The organism is Pseudomonas sp. (genome assembly GCF_050739775.1).
In the GTDB taxonomy this organism is placed as follows: Bacteria; Pseudomonadota; Gammaproteobacteria; order Pseudomonadales; family Pseudomonadaceae; genus Aquipseudomonas.
Window position 1 is genome coordinate 20,613 of the sequence record NZ_JBOICA010000036.1, and the last position, 19,513, is coordinate 40,125.

General features: G+C 58.1%; 18 protein-coding genes. All 18 read right to left on the reverse strand.

Annotated features, from left to right (window positions below; translation table 11 throughout):
* Positions 1–72 precede the first annotated feature (72 nt).
* The 18 genes from glmS to yidC all read right to left on the reverse strand — a co-directional run bounded on the left by glmS (position 73) and on the right by yidC (position 19,511).
* A complete protein-coding gene (gene glmS / locus ACRESH_RS18535; RefSeq protein WP_431743341.1) occupies positions 73–1,908 on the reverse strand; it encodes a glutamine--fructose-6-phosphate transaminase (isomerizing) in 1,836 nt (611 codons plus the stop codon).
* Positions 1,908–2,687, reverse strand: coding sequence for a DeoR/GlpR family DNA-binding transcription regulator (locus ACRESH_RS18540; RefSeq protein ID WP_431743342.1), 780 nt, complete (start codon positions 2,685–2,687; stop codon positions 1,908–1,910). Before ACRESH_RS18540 ends, glmS begins: the two co-directional genes overlap by 1 nt.
* A gap of 187 nt (positions 2,688–2,874) precedes the next feature.
* Positions 2,875–4,242: a bifunctional UDP-N-acetylglucosamine diphosphorylase/glucosamine-1-phosphate N-acetyltransferase GlmU gene (glmU, locus tag ACRESH_RS18545; protein ID WP_431743343.1), complete on the reverse strand. Its 1,368-nt coding sequence runs from the start codon at positions 4,240–4,242 to the stop codon at positions 2,875–2,877.
* Between the two features lie 123 nt (positions 4,243–4,365).
* Positions 4,366–4,785, reverse strand: coding sequence for a F0F1 ATP synthase subunit epsilon (locus ACRESH_RS18550; RefSeq protein ID WP_431743344.1), 420 nt, complete (start codon positions 4,783–4,785; stop codon positions 4,366–4,368).
* A gap of 44 nt (positions 4,786–4,829) precedes the next feature.
* The gene (gene atpD / locus ACRESH_RS18555) at positions 4,830–6,206 is read right to left on the reverse strand and encodes a F0F1 ATP synthase subunit beta (RefSeq protein ID WP_431743345.1); all 1,377 of its coding nucleotides are present in this window, start codon (positions 6,204–6,206) and stop codon (positions 4,830–4,832) included.
* A 27-nt stretch (positions 6,207–6,233) separates the two neighbouring features.
* Complete coding sequence (gene atpG, locus ACRESH_RS18560; RefSeq protein ID WP_166570493.1) at positions 6,234–7,094, reverse strand: F0F1 ATP synthase subunit gamma; 861 nt, start codon at positions 7,092–7,094, stop codon at positions 6,234–6,236.
* Positions 7,095–7,144: 50 nt separating this feature from the next.
* A complete protein-coding gene (gene atpA / locus ACRESH_RS18565) occupies positions 7,145–8,689 on the reverse strand; it encodes a F0F1 ATP synthase subunit alpha (protein WP_431743346.1) in 1,545 nt (514 codons plus the stop codon).
* A gap of 21 nt (positions 8,690–8,710) precedes the next feature.
* Positions 8,711–9,247: a F0F1 ATP synthase subunit delta gene (locus ACRESH_RS18570; RefSeq protein ID WP_431743347.1), complete on the reverse strand. Its 537-nt coding sequence runs from the start codon at positions 9,245–9,247 to the stop codon at positions 8,711–8,713.
* 12 nt (positions 9,248–9,259) lie between these two features.
* Complete coding sequence (locus ACRESH_RS18575) at positions 9,260–9,730, reverse strand: F0F1 ATP synthase subunit B (protein ID WP_010222733.1); 471 nt, start codon at positions 9,728–9,730, stop codon at positions 9,260–9,262.
* A gap of 57 nt (positions 9,731–9,787) precedes the next feature.
* Positions 9,788–10,045 (reverse strand): F0F1 ATP synthase subunit C, encoded by a 258-nt coding sequence (atpE, locus tag ACRESH_RS18580; RefSeq protein WP_003097235.1) that lies wholly within the window; start codon positions 10,043–10,045, stop codon positions 9,788–9,790.
* A gap of 143 nt (positions 10,046–10,188) precedes the next feature.
* Positions 10,189–11,058, reverse strand: coding sequence for a F0F1 ATP synthase subunit A (gene atpB, locus ACRESH_RS18585; RefSeq protein ID WP_431743348.1), 870 nt, complete (start codon positions 11,056–11,058; stop codon positions 10,189–10,191).
* A gap of 16 nt (positions 11,059–11,074) precedes the next feature.
* On the reverse strand, positions 11,075–11,482 hold the full coding sequence (locus tag ACRESH_RS18590; RefSeq protein ID WP_431743349.1) for a F0F1 ATP synthase subunit I: 408 nt from the start codon (positions 11,480–11,482) through the stop codon (positions 11,075–11,077).
* Between the two features lie 149 nt (positions 11,483–11,631).
* Entirely contained in the window at positions 11,632–12,504 is an 873-nt protein-coding gene (locus ACRESH_RS18595; RefSeq protein WP_431743350.1) for a ParB/RepB/Spo0J family partition protein, read from the reverse strand.
* Between the two features lie 9 nt (positions 12,505–12,513).
* Complete coding sequence (locus ACRESH_RS18600) at positions 12,514–13,305, reverse strand: ParA family protein (RefSeq protein ID WP_045186348.1); 792 nt, start codon at positions 13,303–13,305, stop codon at positions 12,514–12,516.
* Between the two features lie 18 nt (positions 13,306–13,323).
* On the reverse strand, positions 13,324–13,968 hold the full coding sequence (rsmG, locus tag ACRESH_RS18605) for a 16S rRNA (guanine(527)-N(7))-methyltransferase RsmG (protein ID WP_431743351.1): 645 nt from the start codon (positions 13,966–13,968) through the stop codon (positions 13,324–13,326).
* The gene (gene mnmG, locus ACRESH_RS18610; RefSeq protein WP_431743352.1) at positions 13,965–15,857 is read right to left on the reverse strand and encodes a tRNA uridine-5-carboxymethylaminomethyl(34) synthesis enzyme MnmG; all 1,893 of its coding nucleotides are present in this window, start codon (positions 15,855–15,857) and stop codon (positions 13,965–13,967) included. Before mnmG ends, rsmG begins: the two co-directional genes overlap by 4 nt.
* Before the next feature lie 516 nt (positions 15,858–16,373).
* Complete coding sequence (gene mnmE, locus ACRESH_RS18615; RefSeq protein ID WP_431743353.1) at positions 16,374–17,744, reverse strand: tRNA uridine-5-carboxymethylaminomethyl(34) synthesis GTPase MnmE; 1,371 nt, start codon at positions 17,742–17,744, stop codon at positions 16,374–16,376.
* A gap of 84 nt (positions 17,745–17,828) precedes the next feature.
* On the reverse strand, positions 17,829–19,511 hold the full coding sequence (gene yidC / locus ACRESH_RS18620) for a membrane protein insertase YidC (protein ID WP_431743354.1): 1,683 nt from the start codon (positions 19,509–19,511) through the stop codon (positions 17,829–17,831).
* Positions 19,512–19,513: the final 2 nt, after the last annotated feature.

The window sequence follows — 19,513 nt, forward strand, 5'->3', positions numbered from 1 at the left end:
GACTTGAGCGATGAACTGGCAAAAACACAAAACCCCCGATAAACGGGGGTTCTGTGTTAACAGCAGCGATCGTTACTCCACTGTCACAGATTTTGCCAGGTTACGCGGCTGGTCGACGTCAGTGCCTTTGAGCACGGCCACGTAGTACGACAGCAGTTGCAACGGAATGGTGTAGAGGATCGGCGCCAGGGCATCAATGATGTGCGGCACAGCGATCACATGGATGCCTTCGCCATTGCTCATACCGGCGTGTTCGTCAGCAAAGACAATCAGTTCACCGCCACGGGCCCGTACTTCCTGCAGGTTGGACTTGAGCTTTTCCAGCAGTTCGTTGTTCGGCGCCACGGTGACCACGGGCATGTCGCTGTCCACCAGCGCCAGCGGGCCGTGCTTGAGCTCACCGGCCGGATAGGCTTCGGCATGGATATAGGAAATTTCCTTGAGCTTGAGCGCTCCTTCCATCGCCACCGGGAATTGCGCGCCACGGCCAAGGAACAAGGTGTGGTGCTTGTCAGCGAACAGCTCGGCGGTTTTCTCGACGATGGCGTCCATGGCCAGGGCTTCACCCAGGCGCGTCGGCAGGCGGCGCAATTCTTCGACCAGCTCGGCTTCGACACCAGCCGCCAACGTGCCACGTACCTGGCCCAGGGACAGGGTCAGCAGCATCAGCGACACCAGCTGGGTAGTAAACGCCTTGGTCGAGGCCACACCGATTTCCGGACCGGCCTGGGTCAGCAGGGTCAGGTCCGACTCGCGTACCAGCGAGCTGATGCCAACGTTGCAGATCGCCAGGCTGCCGAGGAAACCCAGTTCCTTGGCGTTGCGCAATGCAGCCAGGGTGTCGGCAGTTTCGCCAGACTGAGAAATCGATACGAACAGGGTGTCCGGCTGCACCACTACCTTGCGATAGCGGAACTCGCTGGCCACTTCCACCTGGCATGGAATACCCGCCAGCTCTTCAAGCCAGTAACGCGCAACCATACCAGCGTGATAGCTGGTACCGCAGGCGACGATCTGCACGTTGCGGACCTTGGCGAACAGCTCGGCGGCTTGCGGACCGAAGGCCTGGAGCATGACGTGGTCCTTGCCCAGACGCCCTTCCAGGGTGCGCTGCACCACGGTTGGTTGCTCGTGGATTTCCTTGAGCATGAAGTGGCGATAGGTGCCCTTGTCGGCGGCTTCGGCGCCTTCGTGGTACTGCACGGTTTCGCGCTGGACCTGATTACCGGCCAGATCCCAGATGGTGACCTGGTTGCGGCGGATCTCGGCGATATCGCCTTCCTCCAGGTACATGAAGCGGTCGGTAACCTGACGCAGAGCCAATTGGTCCGAAGCCAGGAAGTTCTCGCCATGGCCCAGGCCAATTACCAGCGGGCTGCCGCTGCGGGCGGCCAACAGACGATCAGGCTGATGCGCACTGATCACCGCCAGGCCATAGGCACCATGCAGTTGCTTGACCGCAGCCTTCAAAGCGTCAGCCAAGTCGGGAACGGTTTTCAGGGTGTGGTGCAGCAGATGAACGATGACTTCAGTGTCAGTCTCGGAGCTGAACACGTAACCCAGACCTTTGAGCTTCTCACGCAGCTCTTCGTGGTTCTCGATGATGCCGTTATGCACCACCGCCAGATCATTACCGGAGAAATGCGGGTGCGCATTACGTTCGCTTGGTGCACCGTGGGTCGCCCAACGAGTGTGGGCAATACCCAACTGGCCCACCAGCGGATCGGCGGCGACAGCGGCATCCAGCTCACTGACCTTACCGATGCTACGACGACGCTCCAGGATCCCTTGCTGGCTGTAAACCGCCAGACCTGCGCTGTCATAACCGCGGTATTCCAGGCGCTTGAGGCCTTCGATGAGGATGGAAGTGATATTACGTTCGGCGACGGCACCAACGATTCCACACATTAGTTATGCTCCTTGGAGAGTGCGGCACAAATCACATGGACGCCGCGGGCTTCAATTTGTTCGCGCGCCTCAGCGGGCAAGCGCTCATCGGTAATCAGGGTGTTGACGCTGCCCCAAGGCAGCTCGAGGTTGGGAATCTTGCGCCCGACCTTGTCCGACTCGACCATCACGATCACTTCCCGGGCCACTTCGGCCATGACCCGGCTCAGGCCAAGCAACTCATTGAAGGTCGTGGTGCCCCGCGCCAGGTCGATGCCATCGGCGCCAATGAACAACTGGTCGAAATCGTAAGAGCGTAGTACCTGCTCGGCGACTTGCCCCTGGAAGGATTCGGAATGCGGATCCCAGGTTCCGCCGGTCATCAACAGCACGGGCTCGTGTTCCAGCTCACTCAAGGCACGAGCGACATTCAGCGAGTTGGTCATCACCACCAGGCCCGGCTGGTGGCCCAGCTCGGGAATCATCGCCGCTGTAGTACTGCCACTGTCGATGATGATGCGTGCATGTTCGCGGATGCGCCCGACTGCAGCCCGAGCAATCGCTTGCTTGTAGAACGAGACCGGCTGGCCCTGATCTGCGATCAGTTCCTGGGGCATGGTCACCGCACCACCGTAGCGACGCAGCAGCAAGCCGTTGGCTTCCAGGGCAGCGAGGTCCTTACGAATGGTCACTTCCGAGGTTTCGAAACGTTTGGCTAGCGCATCAACGCTCACTTCCCCCTGCTCGTTGAGCAAGGCAAGGATGTTGTGGCGGCGCTGGGGGGTGTTACGTTTCGACATGGCGTCTTTAAGTTTCGATTCGAAAGTTAGTAATGCCAATCAAAACCTAAAGGCCGAAAAGCGTCAAGCAGAGAGATGAAAAATTCACCTGTGAATAACTTAATCCACCTAATCTGTTTATCCACAAATAAAAAAGGGCCGACTTATACACAATCCAGTCGGCCCTCATTCATTGCTGTGTATAACTTCAGCTCTTTTTGAGCTTCTCCGGCCGCTTCCAGCCATCGATGTTGCGCTGGCGCGCGCGGCCGACCGCCAATTGCGCCGCTTCGACGTTCTGGGTGATGGTCGAACCGGCAGCGGTGGTGGCGCCGGCAAGGATATCCACAGGCGCAACCAGAGAGTTGTTCGAACCGATGAACACGTCCTCACCGAGGACGGTCTTGAACTTGTTGGCGCCATCATAGTTGCAGGTGATGGTACCGGCACCAATGTTGGTACGCGCACCGACTTCGGCATCGCCCAGGTAGGTCAGGTGACCCGCTTTGGCGCCTTCACCCAGATGGGCATTCTTCAACTCGACAAAGTTACCCACATGGGCACGGGCTTCCAGCACGCTGCCTGGACGCAGACGGGCAAATGGGCCGGCATCGCTGCCTTCCCCCATGATCGCGCCTTCGAGATGGCTGTTAGCTTTAACCACGACACCTTTGCGCAAGGTGCTGTTCTTGATCACGCAGTTCGGGCCGATCACCACGTCGTCTTCAATGACCACACGGCCTTCAAGAATGACGTTGATATCAATGAGTACGTCGCGACCGACGGTCACTTCGCCACGCACATCAAAACGCGCTGGGTCACGCAGGGTCACGCCCTGGGCCATCAGACGACGCGCTTCACGCAGCTGGTAATGACGCTCCAGTTCAGCCAACTGACGACGATCATTGGCACCCTGCACTTCCATCGGGTCCAGTGGCTGCTCGGTGGCGACCACCAGGCCATCGGCAACGGCCATGGCAATAACGTCGGTCAGGTAGTACTCACCCTGGGCGTTGTTGTTCGACAAGCGCCCCAACCAGTCGGCCAGGCGTGCAGCCGGTACCGCCAGAATGCCGGTATTGCCTTCCTTGATGGCTTTTTGCGCTTCGCTGGCATCCTTATGCTCAACAATCGCCGTCACCTGACCCTGGGCACCACGGACAATGCGACCGTAGCCGGTTGGGTCATCAAGGTTGACCGTCAACAGGCCCAGTTGCTCAGGCGAGGCCTTGGCCAGCAGGCGCTTGAGGGTATCGACCTCGATCAGCGGTACATCACCATAGAGGATCAGCACCGTATCGGCAGTCAGTGCCGGCAAGGCTTGCGCTACCGCATGGCCAGTGCCCAGCTGCTGGTCTTGCAGGACAAAATTCAGGTCGTCTGCCGCCAGACGTTCACGCACCCGCTCAGCACCGTGCCCGATCACCACATGAATGCCTTGCGGCTGTAGCTGGCGGGCGCTGTGGATAACATGGCCAAGCATGGAGTCGCCGGCAACCGGATGCAGTACCTTGGGCAGCGCAGAGCGCATCCGGGTACCTTGGCCTGCGGCGAGAATAACGATATCGAGAGACATTGACGGGCTACCAATCCTGGAAGGTCAGTGAGGTGACCAGAATATAAAACGCAGAAAAAGAAAAAGGGTAGCCGAGGCTACCCTTTAACTCAATCGCAACAGAGGTCATCGGCGAACGCCGAATTATCTGCCTTTGCGCAACTGCTGGACGGTACGCAGCTGGGCTGCGGCTTCGGCCAGACGTGCGGCGGCGGCGCCGTAGTCAAACTCCGCGCCTTTATCGTGCAGAGCGTGCTCAGCAGCCTTGAGGGCTTCCTGAGCCTGAGCTTCGTCCAGGTCGGCAGCACGTTGCACGGTATCGGCAAGCACCTTGACCATGTTCGGCTGGACCTCGAGGAAACCACCAGAGATGTAGAACACCTCTTGGGCACCACCCTGCTTGGTCAGCGTGATCGGACCTGGCTTCAGATTAGTGATCAGCGGCGCGTGGCCTGGAGCGATACCAAGATCACCCAGGTTACCGTGCGCAACCACCATCTCGACCAGACCGGAGAAAATCTCTCCTTCCGCGCTGACGATATCGCAATGGACTGTCATAGCCATCTGCTTGCCTCAACCTGATTAGCGCCCCTTGCGGGGCGCCGGGATTACAGTTTCTTGGCTTTCTCGACCGCTTCTTCGATGCTGCCGACCATGTAGAACGCTTGTTCTGGCAGGTGGTCGTAGTCACCTTTGAGGATGCCGCTGAAGCCAGCAATGGTGTCTTTCAGGGAAACGTATTTGCCTGGAGAACCAGTGAAGACTTCTGCCACGAAGAACGGCTGGGACAGGAAGCGCTGGATCTTACGAGCACGGGATACCAGTTGCTTGTCGGTCTCGGACAGTTCGTCCATACCCAGGATCGCAATGATGTCCTTCAGCTCTTTGTAGCGCTGCAACACGTACTGAACGCCGCGAGCGGTGTCGTAGTGCTCGTTGCCGATGACGTTCGGGTCCAGCTGGCGCGAAGTCGAGTCCAGTGGATCGACCGCCGGGTAGATACCCAGGGAGGCGATGTCACGGGACAGTACGACAGTGGCGTCCAAGTGGGCGAAGGTGGTCGCTGGCGACGGGTCGGTCAGGTCGTCCGCAGGTACGTATACGGCCTGGATCGAGGTGATCGAACCTTCCTTGGTCGAAGTGATACGCTCTTGCAGAACGCCCATCTCTTCAGCCAGGGTCGGCTGGTAACCTACTGCCGAAGGCATACGGCCCAGCAGTGCGGATACTTCGGTACCGGCCAGGGTGTAACGATAGATGTTGTCGACGAACAGCAGAACGTCGTTACCTTCGTCACGGAACTTCTCAGCCATGGTCAGGCCGGTCAGCGCTACGCGCAGACGGTTTCCTGGTGGCTCGTTCATTTGGCCGTATACCAGAGCAACCTTGTCCAGTACGTTGGAATCCTTCATCTCGTGGTAGAAGTCGTTACCCTCACGAGTACGCTCACCCACACCAGCGAACACGGAATAACCGCTGTGCTCGATGGCGATGTTACGGATCAGTTCCATCATGTTTACGGTTTTGCCTACACCGGCACCACCGAACAGACCAACTTTACCACCCTTGGCGAACGGGCAAACCAGGTCGATAACCTTGATACCGGTTTCCAGCAGGTCGTTGCCGCCTGCCTGGTCAGCGAACGATGGCGCTTCGCGGTGGATGCCCCAACGCTCTTCTTCACCGATCGGGCCAGCTTCGTCGATTGGGTTACCAAGGACGTCCATGATCCGGCCCAGGGTCGCTTTACCGACCGGTACGGAGATGGCTGCGCCGCTGTCGACAACGCCCAGACCGCGCTTCAAGCCTTCGGTCGAGCCCATCGCGATGGTACGGACTACGCCGTCGCCCAGCTGCTGCTGAACTTCCAGGGTAGTTTCCGCGCCTTGTACTTTCAGTGCGTTATACACACTCGGAACGCTGTCACGTGGGAATTCCACGTCGATGACGGCGCCGATGATTTGAACGATACGTCCGCTACTCATAGCTGGATCCTCTGAATATTTGAACCGTTAAACCGCGGCAGCGCCGCCGACGATTTCCGAGATCTCTTGGGTGATCGCAGCCTGACGCGCCTTGTTGTAGATCAGCTGCAATTCGCTGATCAGGTCGCCGGCGTTGTCGGTGGCGTTCTTCATCGCGATCATCCGGGCAGCTTGTTCAGCTGCGTTGTTCTCGACCACCGCCTGGTAGACCTGCGACTCCACGTAACGCACCATCAGGCCGTCCAGCAGCTCTTTGGCGTCAGGTTCGTAGAGGTAGTCCCAGTGGTGCTTGAGTTCTTGATCCGGGGTTGCAACCAACGGAATCAACTGCTCGACCGTTGGGGCTTGCGTCATGGTATTGATGAACTTGTTCGATACCACGGACAGACGATCAATACGACCATCCAGGTAAGCGTCCAGCATGACCTTGACGCTGCCGATCAGATCGTTGATCGACGGCTCTTCGCCCAGGTGGCTGATCGCTGCGACGACGTTACCGCCGAAGCTGCGGAAAAACGCCGCACCCTTGCTGCCAACCACGCAAAGATCGATCTCGATACCTTGCTCGCGGTTGACCGCCATGTCCTTGACCAGGGCCTTGAACAGGTTGGTGTTCAAGCCACCGCACAGACCACGGTCACTGCTCACGACGACATAACCGACGCGCTTTACTTCGCGTTCGATCATGAAGGGGTGGCGGTATTCCGGGTTGGCGTTGGCCAGATGACCGATAACCTGGCGGATACGCTCCGCGTAAGGACGGCTAGCAGCCATGCGCATTTGTGCCTTGCGCATTTTACTGACCGCCACTTTTTCCATGGCGCTGGTAATTTTTTGCGTGCTTTTGATGCTCGCAATCTTACTGCGAATCTCTTTTGCGCCTGCCATGTAACACCTATCAGGTTAGCAAGCGGGGGCCGCAAAGCCCCCGCTGCGGCTTACCAGGTTTGGGTGGCCTTGAACTTCTCGATACCGGCTTTGATGCCAGCGTCGATTTCGTCGTTGAAGTCACCCTTCACGTTGATCTTCGCCATCAGTTCGGCGTGATCACGGTTGAAGTAAGCGATCAGCGCTTGTTCGAAGCTACCGATCTTGGCGATTTCAACGTCGGTCAGGAACCCACGCTCAGCGGCATACAGCGACAGCGCCATGTCTGCGATGGACATTGGAGCGTATTGCTTCTGCTTCATCAGCTCGGTAACACGTTGACCGTGCTCGAGTTGCTTACGGGTGGCTTCGTCCAGGTCAGAAGCGAACTGGGCGAATGCCGCCAGTTCACGGTACTGAGCCAGAGCGGTACGGATACCACCGGAGAGCTTCTTGATGATCTTGGTCTGAGCGGCACCACCCACACGGGATACCGAAACACCGGCGTTCACTGCAGGGCGGATGCCCGAGTTGAACATGGCCGATTCCAGGAAGATCTGACCGTCGGTGATGGAAATCACGTTGGTCGGAACGAACGCGGAAACGTCGCCAGCCTGGGTTTCGATGATCGGCAGTGCGGTCAGGGAACCGGTCTTGCCAGTTACAGCACCGTTGGTGAACTTCTCGACGTACTCTTCGGAAACGCGCGATGCACGCTCCAGCAGACGGGAGTGGAGATAGAACACGTCACCTGGGTACGCTTCACGTCCTGGTGGACGGCGCAGCAGCAGGGAGATCTGACGGTAGGCAACGGCCTGCTTGGACAGGTCATCGTATACGATCAGCGCGTCTTCACCGCGGTCACGGAAGAACTCGCCCATGGTGCAACCGGCGTATGGCGCCAGGAATTGCAGTGCGGCGGATTCCGAAGCACTGGCAACCACCACGATGGTGTTGGCCAGGGCGCCGTTTTCTTCCAGCTTGCGAACGATGTTGGCAACGGTGGAACGCTTCTGGCCGACGGCAACATAAACACAGAAAATACCGGAGTCTTTCTGGTTGATGATGGCGTCGATCGCCATGGCGGTCTTACCGATCTGACGGTCGCCGATGATCAGCTCACGCTGGCCACGGCCGACCGGGATCATGGCGTCGACGGATTTGTAGCCAGTCTGTACAGGCTGGTCTACCGACTTACGCCAGATCACGCCCGGAGCAACTTTCTCGACCGCGTCGGTCTCGGTGTTGCCCAGAGGGCCTTTGCCGTCGATTGGGTTACCCAGTGCATCGACAACGCGACCCAGCAGTTCCTTACCAACAGGAACTTCGAGGATGCGGCCAGTGCACTTGGCGCTCATGCCTTCAGCGAGGGTGTCGTAGGCGCCCAGGATTACCGCACCAACGGAGTCTTGCTCCAGGTTGAGGGCCATACCGAACACGCCACCTGGAAACTCGATCATTTCGCCGTACATTACGTCGGCCAGACCGTGAATCCGCACGATACCGTCAGAAACGCTGACGACGGTACCCTCGTTGCGGGCTTGGGAGGTCACGTCGAGTTTCTCGATGCGACCCTTGATGATGTCACTAATTTCGGAAGGATTGAGTTGCTGCATTGCTCTGCTGCCCCTTCAAACTCAAGATTTCAATGCTTCGGCCAGTTTCGCGATTTTGCCGCGAACCGAGCCATCGATTACCAGGTCGCCGGCGCGGATCACGACACCACCGATAAGGGTGGCGTCCTCCGTCGCATGCAGGCGCACTTCCCGGCTGAGCCGTGCACTGAGAACCTTGGCGAGTTTGTCTTGCTGTTCTTGGTTCAACGCAAAAGCACTAGTGACTTCCACGTCCACGGATTTCTCTTGTTCGGCCTTGTACAGCTCGAACAAAGCCGAAATCTCCGGCAATAGCAGGAGACGGTCGTTTTCCGCGGCAACATGAATGAAATTCTGTGCCTGTGCATCGAACTTGTCACCGCACGCGTCAATAAACGCGGCGGCCTTTTCTGCGCTCGTCAGTCGCGGGGCCTTGAGCAGGCGCTGCATGGTGTCGTCTTCCGACACTGCAGCAGCCAGGCCGAGCATGGCTGACCAATTGGCCAGTTGCTGATGGGCCTGGGCGTGCTCAAAGGCCGCCTTAGCGTAAGGTCGGGCCAACGTGGTCAGTTCTGCCATGATCGCCCTCGCTTAAATTTCAGCGGCCAGTTTATTAACCAGCTCCGCATGCGCGTTTTGATCGATTGTGGCGCCAAGGATCTTTTCAGCACCGCCGACAGCCAGCAGACCCACTTGGGCACGCAGGGCGTCTTTGACACCGTTAATTTCCTGTTCGATCTCGGCTTGAGCCTGAGCCTTCACACGGTCAGCTTCGACGCGGGCCTGATCACGGGCTTCCTCGACGATCTGAGCACCGCGTTTCTTGGCTTGCTCAATGATTTCGGCTGCCTGAGCTTTCGCTTCGCGCAGTTGCTGACCCGCTTTATCTTGGGCCAACTCCAGGTCGCGAGCTGCTCGGTTGGCAGCGTCCAGTCCATCCGCGATCTTCTTCTGACGTTCTTGCAATGCCGCGATGACCGGAGGCCACACGAACTTCATGCAGAACAGCACAAAAATGAAGAACGCAACGGACTGACCAATCAGGGTTGCATTAATGTTCACGCCAACACCTCGCTCGTTCTTTGTCCATCACACCAAACCACTCGAGAATTCGAGTGATTAGCCGGCGATTTGACCAACGAAGGGATTAGCGAAGGTGAAGAACAGAGCGATACCAACACCGATCATGGTTACGGCGTCGAGCAGACCGGCAACGATGAACATTTTAACTTGCAGCATTGGAACCATCTCTGGCTGGCGAGCAGCGCCTTCCAGGAACTTGCCGCCCAGCAGGCCGAAACCAATGGCGGTACCCAGGGCACCCAGGCCGATCAGCAGAGCAACAGCGATAGCGGTAAGACCAACTACAGTTTCCATCTTTCCTCCCGACTTTTACGTCGTATTGGTTAGGTTTTTTAGTTTGAAGCGGTAAAACAAAATCGTTTGGTACAGCTGCCCTTGCGGACGTTTTCGACCCTCCCCGAAACCTGCAGAAGGGTCATCAGACACGCCAGGCGGTCTTAATGGTTATCTTCGTGAGCCATCGACAGGTAGACGATGGTAAGCACCATGAAGATGAACGCTTGCAGGGTGATGATCAGGATGTGGAACACAGCCCACGCCCATTGCAGCACCACACCCAAGCCACTGAGCCAGAGCAGGCCACTGCCGAACATCACCGCGATCAGGATGAACACCAGCTCGCCGGCATACATGTTGCCGAACAGACGCAGCGCCAGCGAAATTGGCTTGGCGATCAAGGTGACGAACTCCAGCACGAAGTTCACCGGGATCAGCAGGATCTGCAGGAAAATGTTCTTGCTGCCAAACGGATGCAGCGTCAGTTCACCGAGGAAACCGCCGATACCCTTGACCTTGATGCTGTAGAAAATGATCAGCGCGAAAACCGAGAAGGCCATGGCCAGCGTTGCGTTGACGTCAGTAGTCGACACAGCACGGAACGGAATGTGCGGATCACCGGAGATCAGGATGGCCAGCTGCGGAATCCAGTCGACCGGGATCAGGTCGATGGCGTTCATCAGGAAGACCCAGACGAAAATGGTCAGCGCCAGTGGGGCGATCACCGGGCTGCGACCGTGGAAGCTGTCCTTGACGCTGCCGTCGACGAACTCAACCATCACTTCAACGAAGTTCTGCAGGCCGCCAGGCTGGCCGGAAGTCGCCTTCTTGGCTGCCATGCGGAACAGGAATACGAACAGCAGACCCAGTGCGACCGACCACCCCAGGGTATCCAGGTGGAAAGCCCAGAAGCCCATTGCCTTGGCTTCTGCTGCGGAATGGGCAAAGCCCCAACCGCCGTCTGGTAGTTGACCGAAGGTCAGGTTCTGCAAGTGGTGCTGGATATAGCCCGAAGCGGTTTCTGCTGCCATGGTTGCCTCAAACGCCCTAAGGTCTCGAAAGTCTTATATTCATCAGCAGGGGCGCGAACCAGCTGACCAACTGGGTCAGCAGAAAGACACCGAAGACTGCTAACGGCGCCAATGGCTTCACTCCTGCAAACGTCAGTGCAAACAGCACTGCCGTCAAAATCAATTTGCCTGCTTCGCCAGCGTAAAACGACTTGACGATAGCCTGCGCTGCCCTGGCTCCCGTGTAACGAAAAGCCTTCCAGGCGAAATACACATTTGGCAGCCAGGCAATCAGTCCTCCACAGAGTGCTGAATATCCACTGACTGCCCCGTGCCACTGCCACACTGCCAAAGTTGCCAGCAGAAACACGACACATTGAGCCAACAGTACCGGAAAAACCGCCCAGCGATGGAAAGGCAAGCGGTTTGGCGTGCGGGTTTCCATCACAACTGCTCCTCGAAAGTCGACCAACCAGTCAGCTATGACTTGGCATAATTTGTGCCGACAAAATGCGCGCAGAGTATAGGGGCGGTTTAACCCCTATTCAACTGCCGGGTAGTGATTTCCGACTACACGCTACAAAAGGAATTGTTTCAGCGGATGTGAGCTAGCACACCTTGCAACTCATCTAACGAGTTGTAGCGGATAACTAACTGGCCTTTGCCCTTGTTGCCGTGACGTATCTGTACTGCCGAGCCCAAACGCTCTGCCAGACGCTGTTCAAGGCGGGTGATGTCCGGATCCGGTTTGGCCGCTTCGACCGGCTCCGGCTTGCCATTGAGCCACTGGCGCACCAGGGCTTCAGTCTGGCGCACGGTCAGACCACGTGCGACAACATGACGCGCCCCGTCGACCTGCTGTTCTTCCGGCAAGCCAAGCAGTGCCCTGGCGTGGCCCATTTCCAGATCGCCGTGGGACAGCATGGTCTTGATCACTTCCGGCAGCGAGATCAGGCGCAGCAGGTTGGCCACGGTTACCCGCGACTTGCCCACAGCATCGGCAACCTGCTGCTGAGTCAGCTGGAACTCCAGCTGCAGGCGCTGCAAGGCGATGGCCTCTTCCACCGGATTGAGGTCTTCGCGCTGGATGTTCTCGATCAGCGCCATGGCGATGGCCGCTTCATCGGGTACATCGCGGACCATGGCCGGAATGGTGTCCATCCCGGCCTGCTGACTGGCGCGCCAGCGGCGCTCGCCGGCGATGATCTCGTAGCGGTTGTCAGCGATCGGGCGCACCACGATCGGCTGCATCACGCCCTGGTTCTTGATCGACTGAGCCAGTTCTTCCAGCGCTTGCGGGTCCATGTCCCGACGCGGCTGGTACTTGCCGCGCTCGATCAGGTCGAGCGGCAGATGTTGCAGTTCTTTCTGGTCGACCTTCACAGCCTGCTCTTCGAGCGCGCTGACGGTAGGACCACTGAGCAGTGCATCCAACCCACGTCCGAGACCCCGTTTCTTAACGGCCATACGGATTCCTTAAGTTGTTTGTGCAGTGCGTGATGGACGGCGCTGACGGCGTACGAGTTCCCCAGCCAGCGCCAGGTAAGCCAGTGCGCCGCGCGATTGCTTGTCGTAAGCCAGGGCCGGCATGCCGAAACTCGGCGCCTCGGCCAAGCGAATGTTGCGCGGGATCACCGTGTCGTACAGCTGGTCGCCGAAGTGCTCCTTGAGCTGCGCGGAGACATCGTTGATCAGGCTCAAGCGCGGGTCGTACATGGTCCGCAGCAGGCCTTCGACCTTCAGCTGCGGGTTCAGGCGTTCGCCAATGCGCTTGATGTTATCCACAAGGTCACTCAGCCCTTCCAAGGCAAAGTATTCACATTGCATCGGAATGATCACGCCATCGGCGGCAACCAGGGCGTTGAGGGTCAGCATCGACAGCGATGGCGGGCAGTCGATCAGGATGTAGTCGTAGTTCTCGCGGATCGGCGCCAGCGCGGTGCGCAGGCGGCTCTCCTTCATCTGCATTTCCAGCAGGACCACTTCCGCGGCGGTCAGGTCGCGGTTGGCCGGCAGCAGTTGATAACCACCGTGCTCGGAGAAGTGCATGGCCTGGGCCAGATCGCATTCACCGATCAACAGGTCGTAGACCGAATGTTCCAGGACGTGTTTATCCACTCCGCTACCCATGGTGGCGTTGCCCTGTGGATCGAGATCGATCAACAGCACCCGGCGCTTGGTTGCGACCAGCGATGCTGCGAGGTTGATACAGGTGGTGGTCTTGCCCACACCACCTTTCTGGTTCGCGATAGCGAATACCTTAGCCATTCTTGCTTGTGTTCCCAATCATGCCGTGCGGCGCAGTATCAGCAGATGACGCTGGCCTTGGCAACCCGGAACGGTCAAGGCCTGCTCGCTATCTACTCTGAAATCTGCCGGCAATGCTACCAGCTCATCGGCAGGATGCAGCCCTTTCATTGCCAACCACTGCGTCTGCTCGTCGCCAAGGTGGCGCGTCCAGTTGGTGAAGTTCTCCATGCTGCTGAAAGCACGGGAAACAATTCCGCTGAAAGGCTGTTGCGGTTGGAACTCCTCGACCCGCTTGTGGATAACTGTGAGGTTCTCCAGTTTCAGTTCGAGCTTCACCTGGGTCAGGAAGCGGGTTTTCTTGCCATTGCTGTCGAGCACCGTAACTTGCTTCTCCGGGTGCAGGATAGCCAGGGGAATACCGGGCATGCCGCCACCGCTGCCGACATCAAGCCAGCGCTCGCTGTGGATAAACGGCATGACGCTCAGACTGTCGAGCAGGTGGCGGGAAACCATTTCGTCCGGATTACGCACGGCGGTCAGGTTGTAGGCCTTGTTCCACTTGATCAGCAAGGCCAGGTAGGCCAGCAATTGCGCATGCTGCGCCTCGCTCAGCTCGACACCGAGCTGGCGGGCACCTGTGGACAACTCTTCGGCGTGTTGAGGGGTGACCTGAGAACTCAAGCGCTTTGCTCCAACTCGCGGCCTGCGCCGCGTTTTTTCAGATGAATCAGCAACAGGGAAATCGCCGCCGGGGTCACGCCGGGAATACGCGACGCCTGGCCCAGGGTTTCAGGGCGGGTCTGGCCGAGCTTGCCCTGAATTTCCTTGGACAGACCGGAAATACCGCTGTAATCGATATCGTCGGGCAGGCGGGTATCTTCGCTGGCACGCAGCCGGGCGATTTCTTCCTGTTGCCGGTCGATGTAACCGGCGTATTTGGTCTTGATCTCAACCTGTTCAGCCACTTGCGGATCAATCTCACTGCCGCCGGTCACTTCCATCAGGCCAGCGTAGTCGATTTCCGGGCGGGTCAGCAGGTTGAGCAGGTTGTATTCATGACTCAACGGCGTGCCAAATTTCTCGGCAATGGCCTGACCTTGCGCGGTGTCCGGACGAACCCAGGTGGATTTCAGACGCTGCTCTTCCACGGCGATAGCTTCGCGCTTGGCGCAGAAAGCGGCCCAGCGTTGGTCATCGACCAGACCCAGCTCGCGGCCTTTTTCGGTCAGGCGCAGATCGGCGTTGTCTTCACGCAGGATCAACCGGTATTCGGCGCGCGAGGTGAACATGCGGTACGGCTCCTGGGTACCCAGGGTAATCAGGTCGTCGACCAGCACGCCGATGTACGCTTCGTCCCGACGCGGGCACCAGCTTTCGCGGCCCTGGGCACGCAGTGCGGCGTTGGTACCGGCGAGCAGGCCTTGGGCACCGGCTTCTTCGTAGCCGGTGGTGCCGTTGATCTGTCCGGCGAAGAACAGACCGCCGATGACTTTGGTTTCCAGGCTGTACTTGAGGTCACGCGGATCGAAGTAGTCGTACTCGATGGCGTAGCCTGGGCGCACGATGTGGGCGTTCTCCATGCCGCGGATCGAACGGACGATCTGCAATTGCACATCGAACGGCAAGGATGTGGATATCCCGTTCGGGTACAGCTCATGGGTGTTCAGGCCTTCCGGCTCGATGAACACCTGGTGGCTTTCCTTGTCGGCAAAGCGATGGATCTTGTCTTCGATCGACGGGCAGTAGCGTGGGCCAATGCCTTCGATGACACCTGAGTACATCGGCGAACGATCGAGGTTCGAGGCGATGATCTCGTGAGTACGGGCGTTGGTGTGGGTAATCCAGCAGCTGACCTGACGCGGATGCATGGCCTTGTCGCCCATGAACGACATGACCGGGATCGGCGTGTCGCCCGGTTGCTCGGTCATTACCGAGAAATCCACAGAGCGTCCGTCGATACGTGGCGGAGTGCCGGTTTTCAGCCGGCCGACACGCAGCGGCAATTCACGCATGCGATGGGCCAGGGCGATTGCCGGCGGATCACCGGCGCGACCGCCGGAGTAATTCTGCAGACCAATGTGGATAAGTCCACCGAGGAAGGTACCGGTAGTCAGCACCACGGAGTCGGCGAAGAAACGCAGACCCATTTGTGTCACCACGCCGCGTACCTGGTCTTGCTCGACGATCAGGTCATCGCAGGACTGCTGGAATATCCACAGGTTGGGCTGGTTCTCAAGAATCTCACGCACTACCGCCTTGTAGATGGCGCGGTCGGCCTGGGCGCGAGTAGCGCGCACGGCCGGGCCTTTGCGGTTGTTCAAAACGCGGAACTGGATACCGCTCTTGTCAGTGGCCAGCGCCATGACGCCGCCGAGCGCATCGATTTCCTTGACCAGGTGGCTCTTGCCGATGCCACCGATAGCCGGGTTGCAACTCATATGACCGAGGGTTTCCACGTTATGGGTCAGCAGCAGGGTTTTTACGCCCATGCGTGCAGACGCAAGCGCAGCCTCGGTACCGGCATGGCCGCCGCCGATGACGATCACTTCAAAACGGGAAGGGAAATCCACCACGCACCTCGTGCCTGTTTCGGGAATAGATAGGGATAACGCACAAGTATAGGGACTTCCCCCCCTCTAAAGGAACCTTTTGCACAAAATTTAACCAGGCTGTGGATGAATGGCGAGCAATAGAAATAAAGAGAGAGAAATTTATTAAAGCTTTGTTTTTATGTTTATTCTTATGCACCACCTTTTCTGTGGATAAGGTTCTACAGGCCTTTATTTATCTTATGTACAGAGGTTCAAAACCCTGTGGTCTACCGGCCATGAGCGTTCTGGATAAGCGCTTTAAGCCTGTGGATTAAATGGCTACTTACCCACAGACGCAGTTATCTCCAACCTTGAAGGCCAGTTATCAACGGAGCTGAAGGTGGGTTTTCCACAGGGCTTATTTCACAGAATTGTGGATAGGCGCGCAGGCGAGAAGGCAGGACCCGCGCATTGGCGGTCCTGACAGGAAGGGAAAATAGAAGGAAGGGAGACAGCAGCCAGGCCTGTTGCAGACCCGGCTGTGGAAAAGGATGCTTACTTGCCGATGCAGAAGCTGGAGAAGATTCGACCCAACAGATCGTCGGAGCTGAAAGCACCGGTGATTTCGCCCAGAGCTTGCTGAGCCTGGCGCAGATCCTCAGCCAACAGTTCACCGGCACCTGCAAGGGTCAGCTGGGCGCGACCGTGCTCCAGGTGTGCGCTGGCCTGGCGCAGCGCCTCCAGATGGCGCCTACGGGCGCTAAAGCTGCTTTCAGCCGTCTGTTCATAACCCATGCAGGCCTTCAGGTGCTCACGCAGCAGCTCGAGTCCCATGTCGGAATCCTTGGCGCTGAGAGTGATGGTGACATGGCCATCTTCACTCTCCTCCATGGTGATGGCCTCGCCACTGAGGTCGGCCTTGTTACGAATCAGCGTGACTTTGGCAAGATCCGGACGCAGATCGAGGAATTCCGGCCACAAGGCAAAGGGATCACTGGCCTCCGGCGCCGTAGAATCGACGACCAACAGCACCCGATCGGCTTCGTTGATGGCCTTGAGTGCACGCTCGACGCCGATCTTTTCCACATGGTCATCGGTATCGCGCAGTCCGGCAGTGTCCACAACGTGCAGCGGCATACCATCGATGTGGATATGTTCGCGCAGAATGTCCCGAGTGGTGCCGGCGATGTCGGTGACAATCGCCGCCTCGCGCCCGGCCAGAACGTTGAGCAGGCTCGATTTACCGGCATTCGGCCGACCGGCGATCACTACGGTCATGCCATCGCGCAACAAAGCGCCCTGCCCGGCCTCACGCTGCACTGTGGATAAATTCGCGCGCACGTCATCGAGCATGCCCAGTACATGGCCATCGGCGAGGAAGTCGATTTCCTCCTCAGGAAAGTCGATAGCCGCTTCGACATAGATCCGCAGGCTGATCAATTTCTCGGTGAGGTTATCCACACGACGGGAAAATTCACCCTGCAGCGAGCGCAACGCGTTGCGCGCCGCTTGTGCAGAACTGGCTTCGATCAGGTCAGCGATCGCTTCGGCCTGGGCCAGGTCGAGTTTGTCATTGAGGAATGCGCGTTCGCTGAATTCACCTGGGCGGGCCAGTCGGCAACCCAGTTGTACACAGCGCTGCAGGAGCATATCCAAAACTACCGGGCCACCATGGCCCTGGAGCTCCAGCACGTCTTCACCGGTGAAAGAGTTCGGCCCAGGAAAAAACAGGGCGATGCCTTCATCGATGACCAGGCCATCGTCAGCACGAAACGGTCCGTAATGGGCATGCCGCGGCGTCAGTGACTTCCCACAGATAGCCAGCCCGGCTTGCTGCGCCAGGGGCCCGGAAAGCCGTACGATCCCCACGCCCCCACGTCCCTGGGCAGTAGCGATGGCGGCAATGGTTTCACGCACAGTGTTCATGCTCGAAGGCCTCACGACAAAAAACGACAGATAGCAAAACGCCCCACGAGGGGGCGTTTATCCACAGGTTAGCTGGCTAACCCGTCAAGCAGCGGCTTTCTTGGTAGCATTTTCGATGCTGCGGGTGATGTACCACTGCTGTGCGATCGACAGGCAGTTGTTCACAACCCAGTACAGCACCAGACCTGCAGGGAACCACAGGAAGAAGAAGGTGAAGATGATTGGCATCAGCTTCATCACCTTGGCCTGCATCGGATCCGGCGGAGTCGGGTTCAACTGCTGCTGGATGAACATGGTCGCACCCATGATGATCGGCAGGATGAAGAACGGATCCTTGATCGACAGGTCGGTGATCCAGAACATCCACGGCGCCTGACGCATCTCGACGCTTTCCAGAAGTACCCAGTACAGCGAGAGGAAGACCGGCATTTGCACCAGAATCGGCAGACAGCCGCCCAGTGGGTTGATCTTCTCTTTCTTGTACAGCTCCATCATGGCTTGCGACATTTTCTGCCGGTCATCGCCATGCTGTTCTTTCAGGGCTGCCAATTTTGGTGCCACAGCACGCATGCGCGCCATCGATTTGTAGCTGGCGGCGGACAACGGAACGAACAGCAGCTTGATCAGCATGGTCAGGACGATGATCGACCAGCCCCAATTGCCGAGCAGGCTGTGGATATGTTGCAACAGCCAGAAGATCGGCTGAGCGATGAACCACAGAATGCCGTAGTCGACAGTCAGTTCCAGACCTGGGGACAACTCTTTGAGTTTCTCCTGGATCTTCGGACCGGCGTACAACATGGTGCTGGTTTCGCCTTTGGCGCCAGCGGCTACATTCAGCGCCGGGCCAGTGAAACCGATGATGTAGTTGCCTTGGCTGTCCTTGCGGGTCTGGACAATGTTGTTGTCAGACGCGTTTGGAATCCAGGCGGTAACGAAGTAGTGCTGCAGCCAGGCTACCCAGCCCCCGGTAACATTTTCTTTCAGATTTCCCTTGTCGATGTCTTTCATCGACACTTTTTTGTAGGGTTCCGAACTTGTCCACAGGGCAGCACCCAGATAGGTCGCGGTACCGGTCGCAGTGCTCGAGGACGGATCCGAGCTTGCGTCGCGCTTCAGTTGCGCAAACAGGTTACCAGTCCAGGGCTGTGCGCTCTGGTTGTCGATCAGGTAGGTAACGGTCAGGTCGTACTCACCGCGCTTGAAGCTGAAGCGCTTGATGTAGTTGACCCCGTTATCGCTGAACTTCAGCTCGACGACCAGTTGCTCCTGGCCATCGGCCAGTTGATAACTTTTCTGATCAGCGGCATACAGCGGACGACCGCTCGGACGGGCATCCGGACCATTGGTGCCGGTAAGACCGCTTTGCGCCAGATAAGTGCGCTCGCTACCGTTGTCGAACAACTGGAACGGAATGTCCGGATGATCCTGACGGCGCGGATACTTGGGTAGCATCAGCTGGGCGATGTCACCACCGTTTGGATCGATAGCCAGGTCGAGGACATCAGTTTTGACCCTAATCAGGTCTTTGCTGACGGCAACCGGAGCCAGTTCGGCAGGGTTGGATTCAGCGTTGGCGCTCGGCACATCGGCGCTGGCGCCAGTGTTGCCGGCCTGCGCGGTGTCCGGCAACGCCGGAGCAACGTTGCTGGCAGCAGTATTCTGAGTCGGCAGGGCAGCCTGGCCGTAGTCCTGGTTCCAGTTAAGGACCATGACGTAGGACACGATTGCCAGGGCGACGATCAGGATCGTGCGTTTAATATCCATGA

What these genes read in the sequence shown, in the direction of transcription:
- glmS (WP_431743341.1), bottom strand. Translation starts at nt 1,908, where the DNA reads ATGTGTGGAATCGTTGGTGCCGTCGCCGAACGTAATATCACTTCCATC.
- ACRESH_RS18540 (WP_431743342.1), bottom strand. Translation starts at nt 2,687, where the DNA reads ATGTCGAAACGTAACACCCCCCAGCGCCGCCACAACATCCTTGCCTTG.
- glmU (WP_431743343.1), bottom strand. Translation starts at nt 4,242, where the DNA reads ATGTCTCTCGATATCGTTATTCTCGCCGCAGGCCAAGGTACCCGGATG.
- ACRESH_RS18550 (WP_431743344.1), bottom strand. Translation starts at nt 4,785, where the DNA reads ATGGCTATGACAGTCCATTGCGATATCGTCAGCGCGGAAGGAGAGATT.
- atpD (WP_431743345.1), bottom strand. Translation starts at nt 6,206, where the DNA reads ATGAGTAGCGGACGTATCGTTCAAATCATCGGCGCCGTCATCGACGTG.
- atpG (WP_166570493.1), bottom strand. Translation starts at nt 7,094, where the DNA reads ATGGCAGGCGCAAAAGAGATTCGCAGTAAGATTGCGAGCATCAAAAGC.
- atpA (WP_431743346.1), bottom strand. Translation starts at nt 8,689, where the DNA reads ATGCAGCAACTCAATCCTTCCGAAATTAGTGACATCATCAAGGGTCGC.
- ACRESH_RS18570 (WP_431743347.1), bottom strand. Translation starts at nt 9,247, where the DNA reads ATGGCAGAACTGACCACGTTGGCCCGACCTTACGCTAAGGCGGCCTTT.
- atpE (WP_003097235.1), bottom strand. Translation starts at nt 10,045, where the DNA reads ATGGAAACTGTAGTTGGTCTTACCGCTATCGCTGTTGCTCTGCTGATC.
- atpB (WP_431743348.1), bottom strand. Translation starts at nt 11,058, where the DNA reads ATGGCAGCAGAAACCGCTTCGGGCTATATCCAGCACCACTTGCAGAAC.
- ACRESH_RS18590 (WP_431743349.1), bottom strand. Translation starts at nt 11,482, where the DNA reads ATGGAAACCCGCACGCCAAACCGCTTGCCTTTCCATCGCTGGGCGGTT.
- ACRESH_RS18595 (WP_431743350.1), bottom strand. Translation starts at nt 12,504, where the DNA reads ATGGCCGTTAAGAAACGGGGTCTCGGACGTGGGTTGGATGCACTGCTC.
- ACRESH_RS18600 (WP_045186348.1), bottom strand. Translation starts at nt 13,305, where the DNA reads ATGGCTAAGGTATTCGCTATCGCGAACCAGAAAGGTGGTGTGGGCAAG.
- mnmE (WP_431743353.1), bottom strand. Translation starts at nt 17,744, where the DNA reads ATGAACACTGTGCGTGAAACCATTGCCGCCATCGCTACTGCCCAGGGA.
- yidC (WP_431743354.1), bottom strand. Translation starts at nt 19,511, where the DNA reads ATGGATATTAAACGCACGATCCTGATCGTCGCCCTGGCAATCGTGTCC.